The organism is Lactiplantibacillus sp. 30.2.29 (genome assembly GCF_018991255.1).
Classification (GTDB): domain Bacteria; phylum Bacillota; class Bacilli; order Lactobacillales; family Lactobacillaceae; genus Lactiplantibacillus; species Lactiplantibacillus pentosus.
Genome location: NZ_JAGYGU010000014.1, coordinates 1 through 21,220, shown reverse-complemented (window position 1 = coordinate 21,220; position 21,220 = coordinate 1). Strand labels below are relative to the sequence as shown.

Annotated in this window: 16 protein-coding genes; 7 read left to right on the top strand and 9 right to left on the bottom strand. The window is 45.6% G+C overall.

The features are described from left to right. Window positions 1-209: 209 nt before the first annotated feature. Window positions 210-389: a hypothetical protein gene (locus KGF65_RS09155; RefSeq protein WP_021336970.1), complete on the bottom strand. Its 180-nt coding sequence runs from the start codon at window positions 387-389 to the stop codon at window positions 210-212. 3 nt (window positions 390-392) lie between these two features. Next, on the bottom strand, window positions 393-2,210 hold the full coding sequence (locus KGF65_RS09150; RefSeq protein WP_101874157.1) for a heavy metal translocating P-type ATPase: 1,818 nt from the start codon (window positions 2,208-2,210) through the stop codon (window positions 393-395). Window positions 2,211-2,976: 766 nt separating this feature from the next. Here KGF65_RS09150 and KGF65_RS09145 point away from each other — a divergent pair. Beyond that, window positions 2,977-4,644 carry a BCCT family transporter gene (locus KGF65_RS09145; protein ID WP_003639927.1) on the top strand — a complete coding sequence of 556 codons (1,668 nt, stop codon included), beginning with the start codon at window positions 2,977-2,979 and terminating at the stop codon, window positions 4,642-4,644. Window positions 4,645-5,924: 1,280 nt separating this feature from the next. Next, window positions 5,925-6,575 carry an SGNH/GDSL hydrolase family protein gene (locus KGF65_RS09140; protein ID WP_101874156.1) on the top strand — a complete coding sequence of 217 codons (651 nt, stop codon included), beginning with the start codon at window positions 5,925-5,927 and terminating at the stop codon, window positions 6,573-6,575. Window positions 6,576-6,661: 86 nt separating this feature from the next. Here the strand turns inward: KGF65_RS09140 and KGF65_RS09135 are convergent, their stop codons facing one another. Then, window positions 6,662-7,090 carry a hypothetical protein gene (locus tag KGF65_RS09135; protein WP_003639925.1) on the bottom strand — a complete coding sequence of 143 codons (429 nt, stop codon included), beginning with the start codon at window positions 7,088-7,090 and terminating at the stop codon, window positions 6,662-6,664. 185 nt (window positions 7,091-7,275) lie between these two features. Here KGF65_RS09135 and KGF65_RS09130 point away from each other — a divergent pair, with 185 nt between their 5' ends. Next, window positions 7,276-7,521: a YdeI/OmpD-associated family protein gene (locus KGF65_RS09130; protein ID WP_216748094.1), complete on the top strand. Its 246-nt coding sequence runs from the start codon at window positions 7,276-7,278 to the stop codon at window positions 7,519-7,521. A 93-nt stretch (window positions 7,522-7,614) separates the two neighbouring features. Here KGF65_RS09130 and KGF65_RS09125 read toward each other — a convergent pair whose 3' ends face one another. Together KGF65_RS09125 and KGF65_RS09120 are read right to left on the bottom strand one after the other, a co-directional pair. Next, entirely contained in the window at window positions 7,615-8,130 is a 516-nt protein-coding gene (locus tag KGF65_RS09125; RefSeq protein WP_216748095.1) for an HIT family protein, read from the bottom strand. Between the two features lie 196 nt (window positions 8,131-8,326). Further along, window positions 8,327-9,247: an aldo/keto reductase family oxidoreductase gene (locus KGF65_RS09120; protein WP_216748096.1), complete on the bottom strand. Its 921-nt coding sequence runs from the start codon at window positions 9,245-9,247 to the stop codon at window positions 8,327-8,329. A 425-nt stretch (window positions 9,248-9,672) separates the two neighbouring features. Here KGF65_RS09120 and KGF65_RS09115 point away from each other — a divergent pair, with 425 nt between their 5' ends. Next, window positions 9,673-11,007, top strand: coding sequence for an MFS transporter (locus KGF65_RS09115; protein WP_225083783.1), 1,335 nt, complete (start codon window positions 9,673-9,675; stop codon window positions 11,005-11,007). A 279-nt stretch (window positions 11,008-11,286) separates the two neighbouring features. Here the strand turns inward: KGF65_RS09115 and KGF65_RS09110 are convergent, their stop codons facing one another. Beyond that, on the bottom strand, window positions 11,287-12,147 hold the full coding sequence (locus KGF65_RS09110; RefSeq protein WP_105923731.1) for a helix-turn-helix domain-containing protein: 861 nt from the start codon (window positions 12,145-12,147) through the stop codon (window positions 11,287-11,289). A 177-nt stretch (window positions 12,148-12,324) separates the two neighbouring features. On the opposite strand from KGF65_RS09110, the gene KGF65_RS09105 reads away from it, so the two are divergent. Continuing rightward, entirely contained in the window at window positions 12,325-13,554 is a 1,230-nt protein-coding gene (locus tag KGF65_RS09105) for an MFS transporter (RefSeq protein WP_101874151.1), read from the top strand. Between the two features lie 1,359 nt (window positions 13,555-14,913). Then, on the top strand, window positions 14,914-15,225 hold the full coding sequence (locus KGF65_RS09100) for a metal-sulfur cluster assembly factor (RefSeq protein WP_216748097.1): 312 nt from the start codon (window positions 14,914-14,916) through the stop codon (window positions 15,223-15,225). 584 nt (window positions 15,226-15,809) lie between these two features. Here the strand turns inward: KGF65_RS09100 and pflA are convergent. After that, a complete protein-coding gene (pflA, locus tag KGF65_RS09095; RefSeq protein ID WP_021337809.1) occupies window positions 15,810-16,631 on the bottom strand; it encodes a pyruvate formate-lyase-activating protein in 822 nt (273 codons plus the stop codon). A gap of 36 nt (window positions 16,632-16,667) precedes the next feature. Continuing rightward, entirely contained in the window at window positions 16,668-18,926 is a 2,259-nt protein-coding gene (gene pflB, locus KGF65_RS09090; protein ID WP_216748098.1) for a formate C-acetyltransferase, read from the bottom strand. 420 nt (window positions 18,927-19,346) lie between these two features. Between pflB and KGF65_RS09085 the strand changes: the two genes are divergently transcribed. Then, window positions 19,347-20,339, top strand: coding sequence for a serine hydrolase (locus tag KGF65_RS09085; RefSeq protein ID WP_088770548.1), 993 nt, complete (start codon window positions 19,347-19,349; stop codon window positions 20,337-20,339). Between the two features lie 237 nt (window positions 20,340-20,576). On the opposite strand, the gene KGF65_RS09080 is transcribed toward KGF65_RS09085, so the two are convergent. Beyond that, the gene (locus KGF65_RS09080) at window positions 20,577-21,092 is read right to left on the bottom strand and encodes a VanZ family protein (RefSeq protein ID WP_088770549.1); all 516 of its coding nucleotides are present in this window, start codon (window positions 21,090-21,092) and stop codon (window positions 20,577-20,579) included. Between the last annotated feature and the right edge of the window lie 128 nt (window positions 21,093-21,220).

Genomic DNA, 21,220 nt, shown 5'->3' with positions numbered 1-21,220 from the left:
GAAGTCGGATTAGGACGCCGACCAGCTGACGAACAGTAAGCCAACAACTGGGTGAGTTTCAATCACAATTCGTAACAAATTGACGAACACGATAGGGCGTCAAAGCGGGATCAAAAAAGCCAGTTATCCTGTTTAATTCAGAATAACTGGCTTGATATAGATGGTAAAATTTCAGTGCTTAAGCCGCATCGCGACTCGCCATTCGTAGGTTAAAAATGCTGCTGACGGTCTTTTCGACGCCAAGCGATTAAGAAGGTGATGAGCATGTAGGCGAAGTCGACTAGAATCGCTTCCTTGAGTGGAACGCCAAGGAGGCCGGCCGAGACGACGGTTAAGACGATAACGAAGGTCAGCGCTGATTGTGACCAGCGTAAGAGCCATTCTGGCATGGGTTAATTCACATCCTTTGTCGTTGACTGTGGACGGTCGCGTAATGCCCGTAGCGCCCAGAGAATTGAGACGGTGTCGACGACTTCTTGTAGCATGGCACCAAATAGGGCGGGAATAGTACCGGTGCTGGCAATCAGCATCAGAATCGTACAGATGGCGATACCGATCCACACGGCTTGTTTGGCAACCTGCATCGTATCCTTAGCAATCTGAATCGCGGTAACGACGCGACTCAGGTCGTCTTTTAAAATCACGACATCCGCGGATTCGCTAGCGGCGGTTGATCCGTGTGCACCCATGGCGATACCGACATCGGCAACTGCTAGTGAGGGGGCATCGTTGACCCCGTCGCCGACCATAATGACGGGGCGTTCAGTTGCTGGGACGGCTTTTAAATGGGAGATTTTATCTGCGGGAAGGAGGTCGGCGGCCACCGTATCGATACCAACGTCCGTGGCGATACGTTCCGCGATCGCTTGTTGGTCGCCAGTCAGCATCATGACGTTGCGAACGCCTTCAGCGTGGAGGGCCTTGAGCGTTGTGGCCGCTTCTGGCCGGACGTTATCGATGAACGTGATATAACCGACGTACTGGCCGTCGATAGCGACGTAGATAGCGGTCGTGGCTAAGGGCTGTTCAGTCGTGGTCGGCGCGACGAATTTGAGCTTGCCGACCTTGACTTGGTGGTCGTCAATCGTAGCGGTCACCCCGTTACCCGTGACTTCTTCGAGGTGACTAGTCGGACTTAACTCCGTGCCGCTGACGTATTTCACCAGTGACCGTGCCAGAATATGGCTGGAGGTCTGTTCAGCGCTGGCGGCCAGGTGACAAATCTGTTCGGCAGTAAAACCAGGCTGTGGTACGATTTGGTTGACCGTCAGCTGGCCACTGGTAATCGTCCCAGTTTTATCAAACGCGGCCGCTTTGGCCGTGGATAACTTTTCGAGCATATCGCCAGTCTTGACGACGATCCCATTACGGCTCGTTCGACTCATGCCTGAGACCAGCGCGACTGGAGCGGCCAGGATCAAGGGACAAGGCGAGGCCACGACTAGCACCTCTGCAAACCGGTGTGGATCGCCACTGAAGGCCCAGGCGATACCAGCAATGACGTAGGCGACGAGTGTAAAGGGCACCGCGTACCGGTCGGCCAGGCGCACGAACTTCGCTGGTCGGGATTCAGATTCTTTGACTAACTTGACCAATTGTTGATACTGACTATCGCTGGCGAGTTTGTCAACGGCCATGGTAACGGCGCTGTCACCATTGACCGCCCCTGACATGATATCGTCGCCGACCTGCTTGTCAACTGGCTTAGATTCACCGGTCAGTGACGATTCGTCAAAGAGGGCGGTTCCTTGAATGAGGTGACCGTCAACCGGGACTAGTTCACCTGGCTTAACCACTAGTTGGTCCCCAATTTGAACATCATCGACGTCAATGTCGGTCAATTTTCCGGCGACGGACCGGTGAGCGACTCGTGGTGAATTATCGAGCAAAGCTTTCAATTCCGTATTGGCCCGTTTGGCGGCGTAGTCTTCGAGGGAGTCGCCCCCGGTGAGCATGATGAGCACGACCAGACTTGCCCAGTATTCCCCCACGGCTAAGGTAGCGACGATTGCCGTGATGGCCAGTAAGTCAACACCGTATTTCCCTGAACGCAGTGTTTTGATCATCTCGACCAGCATCGAGAGTGCCATTAACGCCCCCGTTAACGTAATAATGATTTGAGCCGCCAGTTGCGCGTGCAACCCAAATTCTAAAATAACTGCAACAACGCCGATACTAACCGTCAGAATCAGTTTATAGTAGTGTCGCATGCAGTTCCCCTCCTTTTGATATTCAACTATTATTTACTTGTTACAAGAATAACATGAAACCGGATTAATTGAAACAGATAAGAACGATTCTAAACTAGAAACTAATTGTTACGAAAACTTTTGACTAGTTTCAGAAAATTATCGCGGCAAAATAGCCGTGAGCCTTAAAATGCCGGGCTTGACGGCCGCCAAACGGCTGATTTTACTTCTGATTTAATACTAGTATACTTATACATGAACATCAGATATCAGAAAATACTGAAATCAGCATTTGTATAAGCCGACGTGCGCTGTGCAGGTGGTAACTCGTTACCCGGTACTAAGCGCTTTTTTGGTGCATCAGCAATTAATCAAGCAATTGTGTGATGGGCTTATCTGGTGATTCAAGGGGGTTATCTATTAGCAAGAGCAGTGTAACCATTAATCGTTACGTGGTGTGACGACGGTCGTGTGCGTTAAGCACGATGGTATTGAGACACTAGCTAAACAAGATGAACACCAACGTCGATTAAGCAATTAAAAATCATTTGTCAGTATGGCGTTGTCCGGATTCAACCAACGGAAAGAAGGAAATTCTGCTACTGATTTTGAGATAGCATAAACAGAATGCGGATGACAAAGCCGGTCAAACCTGATCAAGTCAGGGTACTGAGTGCTTCGAGAATTGACTCGGAGGGGTGTACCGATTGCTAGTCGGAAATTTACGCGTGGGGACTACCTGTAACGGTAGGAAGAACCACGAATTTGATCTAAATATAGAGAGTATATGCTCAGTAGCAGGTTTATTATTTTAAAAAGTAAGAATATTGATTGGTGGGTCTATTTACCAACGATTGGGCTCTTCGCGGTGGCTTCGGTTATTTTATTGATTGGGGGTCATTCGCTTGAGACGAGTTTGAGCGGCATCCTTAATTGGTTGACGAACAATATGAGTTGGCTCTACATGTCGGTATATGTGATCACTTTTATCTTTTTCATTTACTTAGCGTTTAGTAAGTTAGGGAAGACCAAGCTTGGTGACCCTGATGATAAACCAGAATTTTCAACGTATCACTGGGGCAGTATGGTCTACGCAACTGGGATCGATGCCAGCATTTTAATGTTGAGTATGGTCGACCCATTGCGGTACCTACAGAGCCCATCATTCGGTGTTAAGCCGTTTTCAACTTCTGCATATAATTATGCGCACATGCTAGGACAATTTAACTGGGGACCAATGGCGTGGATGATGTTTGCGCCGGCCACGATTGCGATTGCCTATGCGATGTATGTTAAGCACGTCAAGGTACAACGGCTCAGTGCCGCCATTTCAGTCTTGCAAGGCCCTGGTAAGGGTAAGCAGATTGCCCGTAACACGATTGACTTTCTTGTCATTATTGGCATCATGGGTGGTGTCGGGACCTCGGTCGGGATGGAAATCCCCGTTATTTCTAAAGTTTTAAGTGCCGTCACGGGCATTGCCGATACGATGACCCTTAAGTTAGGCTTGTTCGCCTTACTATTCGTCATCTTTGCTTTGGCTGTCTTCAATGGTCTAAAGAAAGGGATTGGCCGGTTAAGTGCCGCCCATGTGTGGCTAGCGATTGGCTTTTTGATCGTCGTTTTGATCGTTGGGCCAACTTTGTATATTTTGAACTCAGAAACCAACAGTATTGGTCTATTTATCAATAAATTTATTAGTTTGAGTACGAACACTGCCCCTAATGGTCACGCAACGGCAATGCAGCGTCAGACGATCTTCTACTGGGGCTGGTGGTTATCATTTATGCCAGTCATGGGCTTGTTCATCGCCCGTATCTCACGTGGTCGGACGATTCGGCAGGTACTCGGTGGCATGTTGCTATGGGGCTCGTTAGGCTGTGTCAGCTTTTACGCCATCCTCGGTGGGTACGCCTTGTACTTACAACGGATGGGTATTGTTAACTTAGTTCATATCTTAAACACGCAAGGCCAAGCCGCGGTGATTGCAGCCGTCTTATCGACCTTGCCATTAAAGATGATCATGTTAGCACTGTACTGCCTATCTTGCTTCATTTTCTTGGCAACGACGGTCTCCTCATTTGCCTTCATTACCTCATCATTCACCAGCAAAAAGTTGGCCGTGGGTGAACAACCAAGTCGGTTCAACCGGATGAGCTGGGTCGTTATCTTCCTAGTCTTCTCGTTAGGATTAGTGACGGTCGGGGGCTTTGAATCGATTCAATCAATTTGTGCGATGTCAGGCTTCCCATTGACGATTGTCGCCTTAGTCTTGCTCTACTCGATTCACCACGATTTAACGACCGATCCCGTCAAGGAAGCAGCCAAGGCCAACGCCAAGGCAGCCGAATTGGCACGGCGGAAACGGTTGGCGCGGGATGTTGAGATTACCACGAATACCGATTATGCGCGTGAACGGCGAGCAGCACGGAAACGTGAGACGGAAGCAGATTAAAGGTAATTAGCGTTAATAAAAATCAGATGTAGGTCTGTCAGCCACTAGTTGGTGACAGGTTCATTGAATAAATCAAGCAGTCACTTCAGAATTAGGATTTGCGGATCCAGTTCTGAAGTGACTGCTTTTTGGTTGTTAAGGGTTAGCGTGGGGTATTCGGAGCTTGCAATCGCAGGCCACTGTTTTAGCACCACGGGAAGGCGTGTTGGCTTAACCGCACGCAAAATGGTGCTGGCAGCTTTTTAATGTAGACGTTGACCAGTACCGACTGACGAATCACTATCAGCTTAATTAAATCCACAAACCGGGCACTTTAGTTGCAGTTATGCTGGGATGCGCGGTTAAATAAAGACAATGAAACGCGCTGTGCTGGTTATTAAAGATGATTAAATCATGCTATTTTCTAAGTTCAAGAGCTGCCAGCTGAGACCCGCTGGAAACAGTGCGAGTTACCGTAAACTTGCTGTGGCAGGGTCGTCCTATACCGACTTCTAGGCATTCTGGTCAATGGCCGGAACGTGGTGGACACAGATTTAAGCCGACAACCCACGTCTTAAATACTGGTCTTCCACTAACCAAGCAAAGGACGCTTGCTAAGTGGAATTTCACCACTTGGCCTTGCCCAGAATACCTTCCAGCCGGGATGGTATTCGAAAGGCGGACATGTGCGGACCCAACTTTTTTTGGATTAGTCGTTGGTTCTTAGCACACGGTAATTTTGACATTCGACTGTCAGAATCTTCTCTGGTAGTCTAAGATAACCAAGTCTTGGATTATAAACGAAGGTAATTTTATCGACTAAGTTCAAGACTATTGACCGTTGAAATTAGTGAATCATATTCAGTAATCTTCTCAGTACTAAAATGCCCTAAAACATCATCAATACTGATTTAAAAGTTTGCCCAAAGGACCTGTCTCCTAATATTCAATGGCCAATTGTACCTAGATAGGTGGCCGTTCATCCGCCATTCGAGCGGGTTCCCGACTGGAGGGACTGGCTGACAATGCTCAAGGGCGAAATTCTTCTTGTCCGGGTGAATTTCCCGGGCTAGAAGAAGACTCGTATTTGAAATTGCGCAGTGGGTTTCTGCGTGAGTTCAAATCGATGTCCGCCCTGTTCCAGCGTTGTCAGCCGGCCCCGGAAGTCGGACTAAGACGCTCACTGGCTGACGACCAGTAAGCCAAACAATTGGTATGATTTAAGCATGATTCATGACAAATCAACTAACACAATGCGTACAACGTTTAATCGATAGTTAGTATGCAAGAGGAGGAATTCGATGCTCGATGAGACGCAGTTGACCAAGCACGTGACATTTCAACGACCAGCGTGGCTTGGTGATTCTATTACGGCCAATAATGGTCTGGCAAGTGTTCATTATCATGATATTTTAGCCGCTAATTGGCACGCTGAACGGAGTGACAATTTAGGAATCTCGGGATCGACGGTCGGAAGTCGCTACGATGCCATGGCTGCACGCTATCAGTCGATTCCGGCGGATGCTGATTTTATTGCGGTCTTTGGTGGCGTCAACGATTACGGCCGCAATCAACCGTTAGGACAGTATGGGGATACGACCATCACGACTTTTTATGGTGCGCTGACCATATTATTGACGGGGCTACAGACGACTTGGCCGACCGTTCCCAAACTGTTTATTTCGGCGATTCACATTGGTTCTGACTTTGGTGGTAGCTTTAGTGCAACGACCAATGGCCTTGGTTATCGGCAGGCTGATTATGAAGCCGCAATTGAACAAGTGACTGCGGATTATAGTGTGCCGCATCTCAGCTTGTATCATGATGCCGGCATCACGTTTGCCATTCCGGCCCAGGCCGCGATTTATTCCGTCGATACGCTGCATCCGAATAACGCTGGGCACCAGGTGATCGCACATAAGGTTCAGGCCTTCTTAGACAGCCACTTTTAGGCCGTATGAGGTATGACGATTCATCAATTCGTTATGGGCCAGCAAAAAAGTCGCTCGATTCCACTTTAGAATCGAGCGACTTTCAATTACTTTGCTTTTTTCTTAGCCTTAGCGCCGGGCTTATGCTTACGTTCACGTAACAAGTCCTTGAACGTCTCAATTTCGGCCGTGTGCTTGACCATCCATTCCTTGTAGTTGGAATGTGAGTCAGTATCACTCATTTTGAGACCAGTCTCCAGCCAGAATAGGGCTTCAGTTAATGAGCCGAAGTTGTGAAACCAGAGGGTGTGGCCGTTGTCGGAATCCATGGCGACATATGACTTGTAATGGGGCGTCAAGAAGGTGTGCTTAACGATTTTAAAAGCAGCACGCCGCCGCGTTAATTTGTAATCTGGTAAGATGTAGCGGCCAGGATGCTCGAGGTGCGGAACGGAATTCTTACGTTGCTCCTTATACTCGGTCAGCATGGCCTTGGCGCGTTCAGGACTGATGAGGGTAATATCAAATTTTGGCATAGCAGGGCTCCCCTTGGTGATAGCAGTATGGTTGGTTATCGTTAATTATATTGGTCGAATGTTAATACTTATACTATAATGATAGCGCAATTGTATAAAAAATCGAAATATAAAAGCTTAAATTGTAAGTAATTTTCCCCTTCTTACATGAAATTTAAAGCAATCAACCCAATGGAGGACTTCACATGAGTACCGCACCCCTTAGTTCATTCGAAAAAGACATTCCAGCAGTTGCCGCCTTGTTGGCAGAAGATGCCGATATGGCGGCGTTCTTCACCGCATTAACACCCGGTTACCAGCGTGAGTGGGCCCGGTTCATTTTTGACACCAAGGCCGAAGCGACCAAGCAGCGCCACATTGACGTCATGAAGACCGTCTTTCGTGCCGGTTATAAATCCAAACGCGCCTATGACAGCCGTCCAGATAAATAAACAGGTTCCGATTAGTATGCGAAAAGCTGGGTTCCAGATATGGGGCTCGGCTTTTTGAATGCGCGCAAATAGCTAAGGCTGTCTGAATTGCGGTTAATCAGTTTCAGCTGCTGGTAGTGTCAAATGCTGCACGGTGTGATGTTCGACTTGCCGACGTTGTAGTACCAAGTCGAGGGCGGTGTTGAGCGTGCGTTTTAAGCGGGTGAGCCGGAGTTGGTCTTGTTGGACATCGTCACCATAGATGGTCTCAAGCGGGGTCCACCAGATGGGGCCCGGTTGCGCAGTATCGCCGGTGTGGCGTGGAAACAGGTGCCAATGCACATGCGCGTCCCCGTTGCCGAGTAGCTCAATGTTCATTTTGTCGGCATGGAAGGCCTGTGCGCAGGCTTCTTGAACGAGACTCATCTCTTCGAGGAATAGTAACTGGTCGTGAGCCGCTAAGTGATGTAACTCAGTGACGTGTGATTTGGCTAAGAAAAGCGTGTACCCTTCGAAATACTGACTATCTGCTAATACAACGTAGCCAGTGGTCAGCTCGCGTACAAAGTAGGGGTTTTGATGCTGCTGAATCAATTTGATACGTTCATAAATCGTGCAATGGGTTGGCAAAAAAATCATCTCCTAAGATTGATGAATGGGCGTGGCCGATAGTGAATGTCAAAATAGACTGCTCAAGCTGAACTGGCAACTGAGCAGTCTATTAGACAGTCTATTAAAATGCGGCGTTGATCTTGAACTCGTCCCCCAATTAAAGGACTCAGCCAGCGACTATCTTGGTGATTGGGCAATGCCAATCAAGTCAGCATTATGGCAAATCGTTACCAGCTGCAAAGTAGATGTCGTACCACTCTTGGCGAGTCAGGTCGACATCCGCACCAGCGGCATTTTGCGTCAAGTGTTCAGGATTCATCGTCCCTAAGATCACTTGGAAATGAGCCGGGTGTCGGAGAATCCAAGCCGTCGCGATTGCTGATTTAGTGGCATGCTTGTCGTCTGCGAGTTGTTGCATCGCGTTGTTGAGTTCTGGGAATTTTGGATTATCTAGGAAAACACCAGCGAAGTTGCCGTACTGATAAGGAGACCATGCTTGAATCGTCATCTTATGCAGCCGAGAATATTCAATGATTTCGCCGTCATGGTTGAGGCTACGTTCGTCTTGCATGTTAGTGTGTAGGCCAAAGTCGATCGCACCAGTATGCATGATGCCGAATTGTAACTGATTAATGATCAGTCGTTGATTTAACGCCGCTTGCAGCAGGTCTACTTGCATCGGATTGAAATTGGAGACCCCAAAGTGCCGGACTTTGCCACTCGTTTGAAGTTCATCAAAGGCAGCTGCGACTTCCGCTGGTTCCATCAAGGCGTCGGGGCGGTGGAGTAGAAAGGTGTCCAGGTAGTCGACCCCCAAGCGCTGAAGTTCACCGTCGACCGCTTCGATCAGATGTGCTTTTGAGAAATCGTAGCGTTTGCCAGGAACGATGCCGCCCTTGGATTGAATATAAAGTTGGTCACGTGAGACGTGTGCCTGCTTGAGTGCTTGACCAAAAATGGTGGATGATTGGCCCCCACCATAGATGTCCGCGGAATCAATATAATTGATACCTAAATCAGCAGCGGTGTCGAGCACCTTGGTTGCTTGTGCCACATCCAGTGCATCCATCCGCATGATGCCCAGTGCGACATTCGATACGGGTAGGTGACTGTAACCTAAATCGATTGTTTTCAAAATAAAATCCCTCCTCAGGATGATTGCTAAGTTATGTTCAGTATACGGTTTCAGAGAAAATGTGTAAACGGTTGCGGATACGAAACGGCCTAGTTTATCGTGCTGACCAATCACCAGGGAAACGCTGGTTCACGCAGATTTCATTAAACTAATGACATGACGGCGGCCGTCATTTTGCGTATGATAGTCTATAGATAGAATAGTTAATAGCAGGTCATTCATCGCAGATTTTAGGTCGTGATGAATGGCCTAACACTGTGCACGATTTTGCGTCGATTGCGGCTGGAACCGGGTGGTCATGGTCCTGGTTGTCAATCGGTGCTGGACCAGTCGTGCCAAATTAATGAAGAAGGAAGCGACTTGTTTTGTCTGATTCAACTAAAGTGACCCGTCAAGAATTAGTGGCGATTTTTGCCGTGGCTTTGATGGCCTTCGTGGGGATTCTAGTGGAAACTTCGATGAACGTGACGTTTCCGACCCTAATGAAGACGATGCACGTTTCACTCGATTTAGTTCAGTGGATTACCACCGGCTATTTACTGACCGTGGCCTTGTTAATGCTGACGTCGGCATTCTTACATCAACGTTTCAAAAACCGGCAGCTATTCGCGGTCGGCGCGTCATTATTTATTCTTGGTGACTTGATCTGTGCGCTGGCACCAAATTTCTGGGTGCTCTTATTTGGCCGGGTCGTCCAAGCAGGCTGTGCCGGTTTGGCGATTCCACTGATGTTTAATGTCATTTTGGAGACAGTGCCGCGTGCACGACTGGGATTTTACATGGGACTGGCCGGTTTGATTTTAATGATTGCACCCGCGAGTGGCCCGACGTTTGGTGGGGTGATGGTCGCCCTCGGAAGTTGGCGCTGGATTTTCTGGTCAACGCTGCCAGTAGAGGCTATCATTCTGCTCTTAGGTTATGGTGCGATTCGGCAGGTCAGTGAGGTCAAACGGATTCACTTTGATTGGTCCCAGTTCGGGTTATTAGCAGTAGCCTTCATTAGCTGTACGCTGGGTGTCAACAGCATGAGTACTGCTGGATGGCTCAGCTGGCAGTTTCTCGGCGGCCTGGGCCTCGCAATTGTAGCCATTTTAGGTTATTTACGGCTATCTAAACATTCGGCGACGCCACTGCTTAACTTAGCCATTTTCAAAAATCCCGTTTTTGCCTTCAGCTTCTTTGCCTACGTTATCCTGCAATTTTGTAATATTGGAATCAACTTTGCGCTACCAAACTACGCGCAAATCGTGGTTGGCGCCGGTTCACTGATTGGGGGTCTGATGCTCCTACCAGGAAGCTTGATTACGGCAATCTGCCAGCCGTGGTTCGGTCACTTGCTAGATGCCCATGGCGCACGGCTACCGATTTTGATGGGAAACGGTCTCTTTGTCTTGGCGGCACTGGGATTCACGGTTTTAGGGCAGCATCTGAGTATCATCGTTATTTTAATGCTGTACATCGTCTTCAGTATTGGTCGTTCGATGGCGTTCAGTAATACGATGACTAACGGACTCAAAGAAGTCACGATGACCGAGCGCGCGGATGCCAATGCCATTTATAATACTGGCCAGCAGTTCGCCGGATCCCTTGGTACCACGATTTTGGCTGCACTCATGTCTTCGGTCAAATCGGGACAGTTATCCGCTGCGCGTGAAACGGCGATGGGGAGTCAGCTGGCGTTTGGATTAGTGCTGGTATTAGGCTTGGTCAACTTTGTGCTGTACCGCTTCGTCTTTAAGTATCAAGTGACAGATAAGTAGGGCGGTTGTGAACTGATTTAGGTGGTCTGTCAGGTTGGTTATGGCCAACTGGCTTCGTGGCCGTTAAATATGGCAATGAAAATATGAGTCATCGTTAAAAAGCTGGTGTCTTGGGGCCGCTCCCTGGGATACCAGTTTTTTCAGAGGCTTCGGCACGTCTTTTCAGAAATTTGCATAATGAGTTCCTCCAATATTAATAGAATTATGAAAAATCAATTGCGCGCCCAATTAACTTACGACACAAGGGATACGTGTTTATCATTGAGTGTGTTGAAATTGTCATATTTCGAAATTTGTGGATTCATTAAGATATTTTTCGAAGGAATAGGCTTGCTCATCGTCTCCCAACACATAACAGGCATCAATAACGCCAACGACTAACTTTTTTCCTGAATCAACATTGCCTGTGTACATCATCAATATTCCTTGTAGAAATTTAAACTTCATGTTACTTAATGATATGCGTTTATTTCGATAGATTTCTGTAGATTGCGCTACGATTTTTTCAGCTTGAACGATATCCTTTTGTTGCAGTGTAATCTCCAAGTTATTGCAGATAATGATCATTAACAATTCTTCATATTGAGGTAGATGCCTGTAAGCAATTGCTTTTTTCATTGCGTTGTCTAGTAGGAGGCTCAAGACTGGAGTGGGAAAACAAAACATAACGTTGTTAAACAGTGTTAGTTCATATATACCCCAATTCTCCACGTTTAGTAAATAAGTTTGGAGTTCGGTAACGGATTCCTTTTTGAATTGCGTGTGTTGTATTTGTGAAATTATTAAATCAATAATAATAACGTTGAAATGATGATAGTTACTATCATCATTACACATTGTCGCTTCTATAGATTGTAACCGTTGAAGTCCATAGACATTATCTTCAAGCATATATTTTTTAATTTTTTCCATGAATTTTAACCCGTTACCGACCTGATAACCGCGTGCAACATAAAAAAATTCATCCCAAGAAATATTTAGGGCTTTCAAAACAATCAGAAAATTATTCAAGGAGATGTCAGAGTTACCTCTTTCGACTTTTGATAAGAAGGCAACAGATAATTCTGAACCGGCTACTTGTTTTAGTGTTAATGCTTTTGATTGACGTACTTCTCGTATTACAGAACCCAAATTTTTCATACTGATACCCCCTTTTTTTACAGGTAATTTTATTATATGACATTTTTCTCATTTTTAACTCATTTTTTTGTTATTATTTTATCATGAAATTGATTGTTGAAGGCCGAGAGAAGTTGGAAAAATGACACGACCTAAAGCGATGATTTTTATTAAGACAGCGGAAAAGTGGTGTGAATAATGAATGTAAGAAAGCAAGTATTTCAGATCATGGGAGCAATATTTTTTGGGAACTTTGGAAGTTCAGTTTTTTCTTTTGCAACGAGCTTATACATCCTACAGCGGACCGGATCAGCATTAGGAATGGGGTTTACATTGATTATTAGTCCGATTGTTACTTTATTAATGACACCATATATTGGTTATGTCGTCGATTCATTCAATCACAAGAAAATTCTTGTTTTCTCGCAATTGGGCACAATAGTAGCATTGATTATCTTCGGCTTTCTATTAATCAAATTTGCTAAGTATTACTTCGTTGAATTAATTGTCCTGTTAGTCTTTTTGAAGATTGCAGATAGCTTTTTGCAAAACACTTTACAGTCAAGCGTCACACAATTGGTGCCAAAAGAAAATTTTCAACAATTGAATTCAATGGTGCAATCCTCTAATTCTTTAGCAACTGTAGTGAGTCCATTGGTTGGTGCGGTACTATTTTCAATTATTCCGTTTGGCTATTTTGCTTTTTTTGAAGTTATTTCAGAAATTGTGACGTTGTACTTGATTCTTTTAGTCAAATTTGGGACGCAACAGAGTAGGGGTGTTTCTGGGCATATTGGTGAATCATTCATCAGCGGCTTACAATTCATGAGAAAGAATTCAATGATTCTCGTTGTATCACTGTTTATTGCAGGTCTCAATTTCTTTATGGCAGCGATGAACGTCGGACTGCCTTACTTACAAATTCATGTTTTGAAACTTTCTACACAGCAGTATGGTTTGACGGAATCATCAGTCGCCGTTGGCATGGTTCTTGGTGGGATTATTTTCCAGCTGTTTAAAAGACAGTTTTCAGTGCCAAATGCCTTTTCCTTTATGATTATGTTTGCCGTTATTCTTAGTTCTTTGGGTGTCCCTATCTTTTATAATATCGGATCATCTGCGACAACTATTTTTTATTGTTTTGCAAACCTCGTGCTGGGGTGCCTGGTGATATTTATTAATACACCATTAATTGCCTATTTTCAGACTGAAGTTCCAGCAGACTATCAAGGACGAGTGTTTTCTATTCAAGCCACAATTACCTCACTATTAATTCCAATCGGGACTGTCATTTATGGTGTCCTATTCGATCTTATTTCTGGTACCTGGATTTTCTTAGGGAGTGGAATAACGCTCGCGTTGATTTCGTTAGTAGCGGTTATTCGAATACTAAAAAGTAAAACTGAAGAAGATGTCATTGCTAGGTAAAAGGAGATTGATTGTTTTTCATTTGGTGAAGGAAGAGGCCCGTGACATGATTAGCGCTACATGAACGAATGAGATACGAGACCGAATTTTGATTTCTTATCTCATTTGTTTTGTCTTTTGGGCTTAAAATTGGCCTCAACATGAGGAATCATTGGCAGTTCAGTTCGAGGGGATATTGCCGAAACGTATTCAGACCAGACAGGGACTCCTGGTTAGCGGCGCCAGAATGCTAAGTGGAGGATCGCCACTTAACGCCAGGCTAACCCTGAATCGCGCGTTTTGAGCCAAAAAAATAGAACCCAAGGCTTCTCTACTTGAGTTCTACTTATGAGGAATAATCTCGATTAACATGATCATTTGTTCAGTGTTAATACGATACACCTTCATGCTATTCAATTTTACGCGTGTCCAACTTCTAACGGACTAACCCGTATTTACTGTAACTATCTGCTGTAGTCGATCTAAAGTAAGTTTGTTACTTGATTGCGACTCGATCAACGGGTTTTAACGAAAGTCAAACTCGCGCTTAAAACTTTGGAATGTCTTCGTAACAGACATGCACCTCCGTTTAAGGTTTGTGATACCTGAGTCTACAAATGGAACTGGTAAAGTGGAACTAACAACTGGTCATCGGAGACACCTGTTTCCAACTAAATCTAGTTAAAATCTGATCGTCGATCTAATGCCAATTAATTCTTTAACGGTTATCGTTTATCTAAGGGTCAACGTTCAGCCATCCAACGCAAATCTCACGACACTCGTTAGACCGATAACGCTTGACGACGCTTAAAACGGTTTCGATAACGACCCAAACTGTGATACTAGCTGTCTAGCTTTTACAACGACAGCCAAAACTCTTTTGAGAAGCTTTGCTAATCGAGGCTTAATACCTTTCCTCACTTAGTATACTAACACGAACTGTAAGCGCTTGCAACGAAAACCACCGCCAATTCTAAAATAATTTTTGATGGTCGGATAAACCCAGTAATGGCGCGGCTTTGACGACTATAACAATCGACGATAATTGCCTAATTCAGACTGTTAAATTAGCCAAACGCAAACTTGGTCGTCGGGATAAATAAAGGTGCTTATTTGACGAGGCTAAATCACCCGTAATTTGACGATAGTGGTGGGGCAGAGGGGTGCCTAGCAATCCGCTGAATCAAGAATTCTGTTCCGCTACCGGCTGTTTGGACAACAACTAAAATAACCGCGTTAAATCGCGATTATTCATTGATTCTTAATGGCTGTAAGGTACAATAAAGATGAGGATGGAAACGTTTTCTAAGACAATGAATTGGCTAGTCACGGATAGGTGATTAGTCGACTGCACGAGCAGACGAAGGGGAGCGAGTAATAATGGCAACAACGTTTAAAGAACGGGCTTTTGACGCGCTAGGACACGTCATTGATCCTGAATTAGGAATTGATTTGGTGAACCTCGGTTTGATTTATGATGCCCAGCTGACGGATGAGGGCGTTGCTGAGATTACCATGACGCTAACGATTGCCGGATGGCCATTGACGGAGTGGCTGGCCAAGGATATTCACGATGAATTGATCAAGTTACCTGAGGTCAAAAGTATTGAGATCGAAATCGTCTGGGAACCAGCCTGGAATGAGAGCATGATGTCGCGAGCAGCTCGTATGGAGTTAGGAATTCATTCATAAGCCACGGATGTTGAGAAACAATCAGTAGTGGTTGCTCACTTTTAAAATACGAAACAATTCAGAATAGGAAACCAAACCGGGTTGCACGAGCCGAGTCGTCCATCGTTTTCGTCGATGGCCTGCTTACGTGAATGCCCGGTTTTTTTTAGATGGTATCAATCTTCAGCTATTGAGAAATGCGCTAAAGCGCCCGTGGCTCACAAGTATTCAGATGCTAGGTAAGTTTACTTTGTCCTAGGCAGTGAGGCTGACAACGCATACTAGACCGGTTTTAGGTGATTTTAACCGGTGGGATAAGTCGTTAGTTGTGGGGAGGCTCTGAATGTGGCAGCGTGTGCTAATGGCCACAGCTCGCCTTGGTTACAGGCACCTAGACTCTTTAGATACAGGGAATTCCGACAATGTCACTTGACGAAGCGCTCGATTTCATTGTCGCGAGGCTTATGATCTCGCCATGCGTGCTGAATCATCCAATCCGGGCAGTCCACTACGCAATTCGCCCTGAAGCACACGAAAAACGCCAGCGACAGTGCCGAATCAATCGGCATTGCCACTGGCGTTCTTCGTGGTGTAGAAATGATGGTCTAGAGTTTAGGTAGTGGCATCCAAGTCTTGTACCCATTGTAGTCCGCGGTGTGTAACAGCTTTTCAGCGTTAGCGACCCGGTCTTGAGTAGGTGATTCGATACCTTCTAGCCGGTACTTGATCTTCATTTCGTGATACTTTTTGACCCCCAGTGTGTGGTAAGGGAGGACTTCAACTTTTTGAACGACGTCGTTTGGAATCTTTGCGATATAGTCGCCGAGCTTCTTCAAATCTTCATCGTAATCGGTCCGTTGTGGGACGAGCACGTGGCGAATCCACATATCGTCGTGGTGTTGGGCCATGTACTGGATCATGTCCAGAATGTTCTCGTTACCGTACTGAGTTAATTGCTTGTGTTTGGCAGAATCGATGTGTTTGATGTCGACCAATGAGATGTCAGTGACTTTCATCAAGCGTTCGAACTTGTCAAAGAAAGGTTGTTCTCGGGTGAAAGGCTGTCCGGAAGTATCCAGACAAGTGCTGATATTCATCGCCTTGGCTTTTTCGAATAAGTCTAAGATGAAGTCGATTTGTACCAGTGATTCACCACCGCTGACCGTGATTCCCCCAGTCTTGCCCCAGAAAGCCCGGTATTTGACCGCGTCTTCCAGAATTTCGTCAGCCGTCATTTGATCGCCGACGTTGAGTTTCCAAGTATCAGGGTTGTGACAGTACTGACACCGCATATGGCACCCTTGTAGGAACGCCACGTAACGGATGCCAGGTCCGTCAACGGAGCCAAATGTTTCGATGGAGTGAACGTAGCCTATCAAAGGCTCCTTTGCCGCCGCTTGCGTTGTTGAAACTTGTTTGTTGTCCATGAGCCTTTCGCCTTCTTAACTATTAAAGATTAAATGTTACATTGATTCGAAGAATGTCCGTGAAATAACGTCATCTTGTTGTTCCTTGGTCAAATCTGCGAAGTAGACACAGTAACCAGAAACCCGAACCGTCAATGTTGGGTATTCTTCTGGGTGCTTCTGAGCATCAATTAAAGTGTCTTTATTGAAGACATTGATGTTCAAATGCATCCCATCGTTCTTCATATAACCGTCTAACATGTTGACTAACGTGTCTTTCCGTGATTCGAGGTCGTGGCCTAACGTGTTAGGGGTAACGCCGAACGTGTTAGAAATCCCGTCAGTTGCATAACGGTATGGTAATTTGGCCGTTGAGAGGAGTGAAGCTAAAGCACCGCTCTTTTCAGCGCCGTATGCTGGGTTAGCACCTGGTGAGAATGGTTCGCCTTTTTGACGGCCGTTTGGTGTGGTACCCGTGTTCTTACCATAAACAACGTTTGAAGTGATGGTCAAGACAGAAGTTGAAAGTTTGGCCCCACGATAGAGATGATGGGTGTTCATCTTGCTGTATAATTCCTTGACTAACCACTTAGCGATGTCATCTACGCGGTCATCATTGTTCCCGTAGCGTGGGTAATCATTGTCGGCCTTGAAGTCAACGGCAATGCCACGTTCGTCACGGATAACCTTAACATGACCATACTTGATTGCTGAGATGGAGTCAGCGGCATGTGATAAACCAGAAATCCCAGTAGCGAAGGTCCGATCAAGGTCGGTGTTCTTCAATGCTAATTCTGCGGCTTCATAGTAATACTTGTCATGCATGTAGTGAATAGCGTTCAGTGAGTTAACGTAGGTGTCAGCTAACCAGTCCATTTGCTTGTCGAACTTCTTCATGAATTCATCGTAGTCGATGTATTCTGAGGAGATTGGTTCGTAAGCAGGCCCAACTTGGTCACCAGCAATTTCGTCACGGCCACCATTGATGGCGTAGAGGATTGCTTTGGCTAAGTTAGCCCGAGCACCGAAGTACTGAATCCCATCAGCAATTGGTTGTGCAGAAACACAGCAAGCAATGCCGTAGTAGTCGGTACCCCATTGTACCCGCATTAAGTCATCGTTTTCGTATTGAATGGTCGAACTGTCGATAGATACTTCAGTAGCGTAACGTTTGAAGTCTTCAGGTAACCGTTCTGACCAGAGAATGGTGATGTTTGGTTCTGGGGCAGCACCCATGTTGTCCAAAGTCTTTAAAATCCGGAAAGCGGTCTTAGTAACGTGGTGTTGACCATCGAGACCTAACCCACACATTGATAAGGTTGCCCAGATTGGGTCACCAGAGAAGAGTGAGTTGTAATCTTCGGTACGAATGAACCGAACTAACCGTAATTTCATGACAACTTGGTCGATGATTTCTTGGGCTTGGCTTTCGTCAATGACACCATTTTCAAGGTCACGTTGGATGTAGATATCCATCGTCGTATCGATCCGACCAACGGACATTGCGGCACCGTTTTGGGTCTTGATTGCGGCTAAGTAAGCGAAGTACATCCATTGTACGGCTTCTTGAGCAGTGGTGGCAGGTTTGCTAATGTCGTAGCCGTAGCTAGCAGCCATCTTCTTCATGTCATCGAGTGCCCGATATTGGTCTTGAACTTCTTCACGGAGGCGGATAACGTCATCAGTTAATTCACCGTCGCCGATGTGAGCAAAGTCATTGGCCTTGTCTTCCATCAAACGGTCGATCCCATAGACAGCAACCCGTGGTAAGTCAGGAATGATCCGGCCACGTGCATATGCATCTGGTAAACCAGTGATAATCTTGTAGTGACGTGCTTTCCGCATGTCAGGAGTGTAAACATCGAAGACCCCTTGGTTATGTGTCTTACGATATTCATTGAAGATCTTGTCGTTTTCCTTGTCAGGCGTGTAACCGTATGCTTTCAAAGCATCGTCAGCCATCCGAATACCACCAAATGGCATGAAGGCCCGCTTCAAAGGTTTGTCGGTTTGGAGACCAACAATCTTTTCGAGATCTTTCTGAATATAACCAGGGCCGTGTGACGTGATCGTTGAAACTACTTTAGTATCAGCGTCAAGAACACCACCAGCTGCCCGTTCTTCTTTCTTTAATGCCAAAACTTTGTCATTCAAAGTCTTAGTAGCGGCAGTTGGGCCGGCTAGGAAGCTTTCGTCACCATTGTATTGGGTGAAGTTATTTTGAATAAAATCACGAATGTTGATTTCTTCCTGCCAGTGGCCGCCTTTGAAACCTTTCCAAGCTGCTGGCTTTGTTGTCTTTTCTGATGTAATCATTTTCTCGCCTCCATAATTTGAATCCAATCAAATGATTGATAAAATTCTATATTTGAATCATAACATTTTTTGGCAGATTTGTAACCGTTTTCAGGTGATTTATTTCACTTTTCGGTCATTTTTTTGTAACACGTTGGCTTTGATCCTGGTAAAAGTGCTGATATAACAGCGTTTTGTAAGAATTGTGCACAAAGGTAATTCACTTAATTATATTTAATTTTTTTGGAATATCCGCCCGTATTTTGATATAGAAGTGGAATATTGTCCATTATGTAACAAGCTTTTAACTAGTTAGTTAATAAAAAGTGAGATGGCATGTTGTGTGTGAACAAAGCGTTTGCCGTTGATTTTATGGGGAAGTCCGTTATCATAAAGGAGACAAATAAAATGAATCAATGTGCGTGAAGAAAGGTGGGCGTAATGCGGATGCTCAAAAAAATCGAAGAATATATCGACAAGTGTATTGAAGCGGGCGATATCTATGGTGCTTCATTTAGCCTGATCACTCCTCAAGGAATCAATCAGTACTATCACGGCACTCAAGGCCGAGATGAGTTTGCAATCGGCTTGGATCCAGCGATGATTTACGATCTCGCGTCGGTGACTAAGGTCGTGGGAACGACGACGCGGATTTTTCAACTGTTGTCAGACCATACGATTCATCTGACGGATTCGGTTGCCCGGTTCCTCCCAGGGTTCACTCACCCAGAGATTACGATTCAAAACCTGTTGCTTCATAATAGTGGCTTGCCGGCTGACATTGACCACCTTGACAAGATGCAACGTGAAGATCTCATTAAGGCGGTCTATGATGCGCCACTGATTGCCACTCCGGGAACGACTTACGTTTATTCAGACTTAGGATTCATTTTACTAGGCTGGATCATTCGGGCGGTCGATGGCTCATTAGCACGTAGTATTCAAGACCACGTGTTGTATCCACTGGCAATGACCAACACTGGTTATAATTTGAATCGGCCTAAAGTGCGGTTCGTCCCAACTGAGTTTGATTCACTACGGGGACAGATTCAGGGGCAGGTGCACGATTACAAAGCCTTCTTGCTCAATGGTGAAAGCGGGCATGCCGGACTCTTCTCGACATTAACGGACTTATCGGTCTTCGTTGAAATGATGCTGAATTTCGGTGAGTATCAAGGCAAACGGGTGCTGGATGAAAATGTCTTCGACTGGTTAGGCGAATATGATGAACATGGTCGGACACTCGGTTGGGAACGGCATAACGGTCAGCATCAATATTTCCATACTGGTTTTACCGGACCAGCGATTGCGTTTGATTTAGACCGGCAAGTTGGCCTGGTCGTCTTGACGAATCGCGTTTACCCAACAAGTGATAACCAAGTGTGGAACCAAGATCGGCAACACGTCTTCGATTTATTCTTCGAAGCTGACTAGGGAACTAAGCGTATTGCCTATGACAGTGATAAACGGTAGGGACTATTTAGTGCAACGATATTAATAACTGAGTCTAAAAAGCCGGCGCAAGAATTTTTTTCTTGCGCCGGCTTTTTAGACTGCTCATGTGATGCTTGCGCGTTAATGAGTTGAATCCGTGTCACGAACGAGGTCGGATGATTAGGCCTCATATTTTGTCTGATGAATCGTTGCTTCTATATATACGTCATTTATAGGTCATCTTTGTAACCATTGAAGTCCAGGTAGCCGCTTGGCGATTTTATAACCAATCGCACCAATGATGAAACCGACCCAGTTGGTGATGAGGTCGTCAATGTCGACCCACCGATCAATATTGACGAGCCAGTCGAGAACGAACTGTCCGAGTTCCAGCGTTAATCCAGTCAAAAAGCCGAGCCAGATAAATCGACGCCAAGGCAAGTCCATAAAGTTCCAAGCGATTAGGCCACCCAACGGCACCGTGAGTAACACGTTGAGCCAAAACTCGATACTGAGTTGTTGAAATGGAATGATATTCAACTTGACCGGTCCCCATTGAATATAATGGAGAACTAGCTGTGTTCCAAAGTTGTAACTAGTGGGCGTATAGCAGAAAGCGGTCAGTACCCAGAGAAAACCGATTAAACTGAGTTGTTTAACGCGTTGTAAGTTAGAGCCTGCGGATTTAGCACAGGCATATAGTAGTACAATGAATAGCAATGAGATGATGATGAAAGGTATCCAAGCTAGCATATTATCCTCGCTCCTTTTGATAGTTATAGTATAGATAAAAACGGTTGGTTTGACTACGACTTACGCGGACTTACAAAAAAATCAGAAAAAGTGTTGACACTTTTAGTTCCAGTTGGTATATTAGTAAG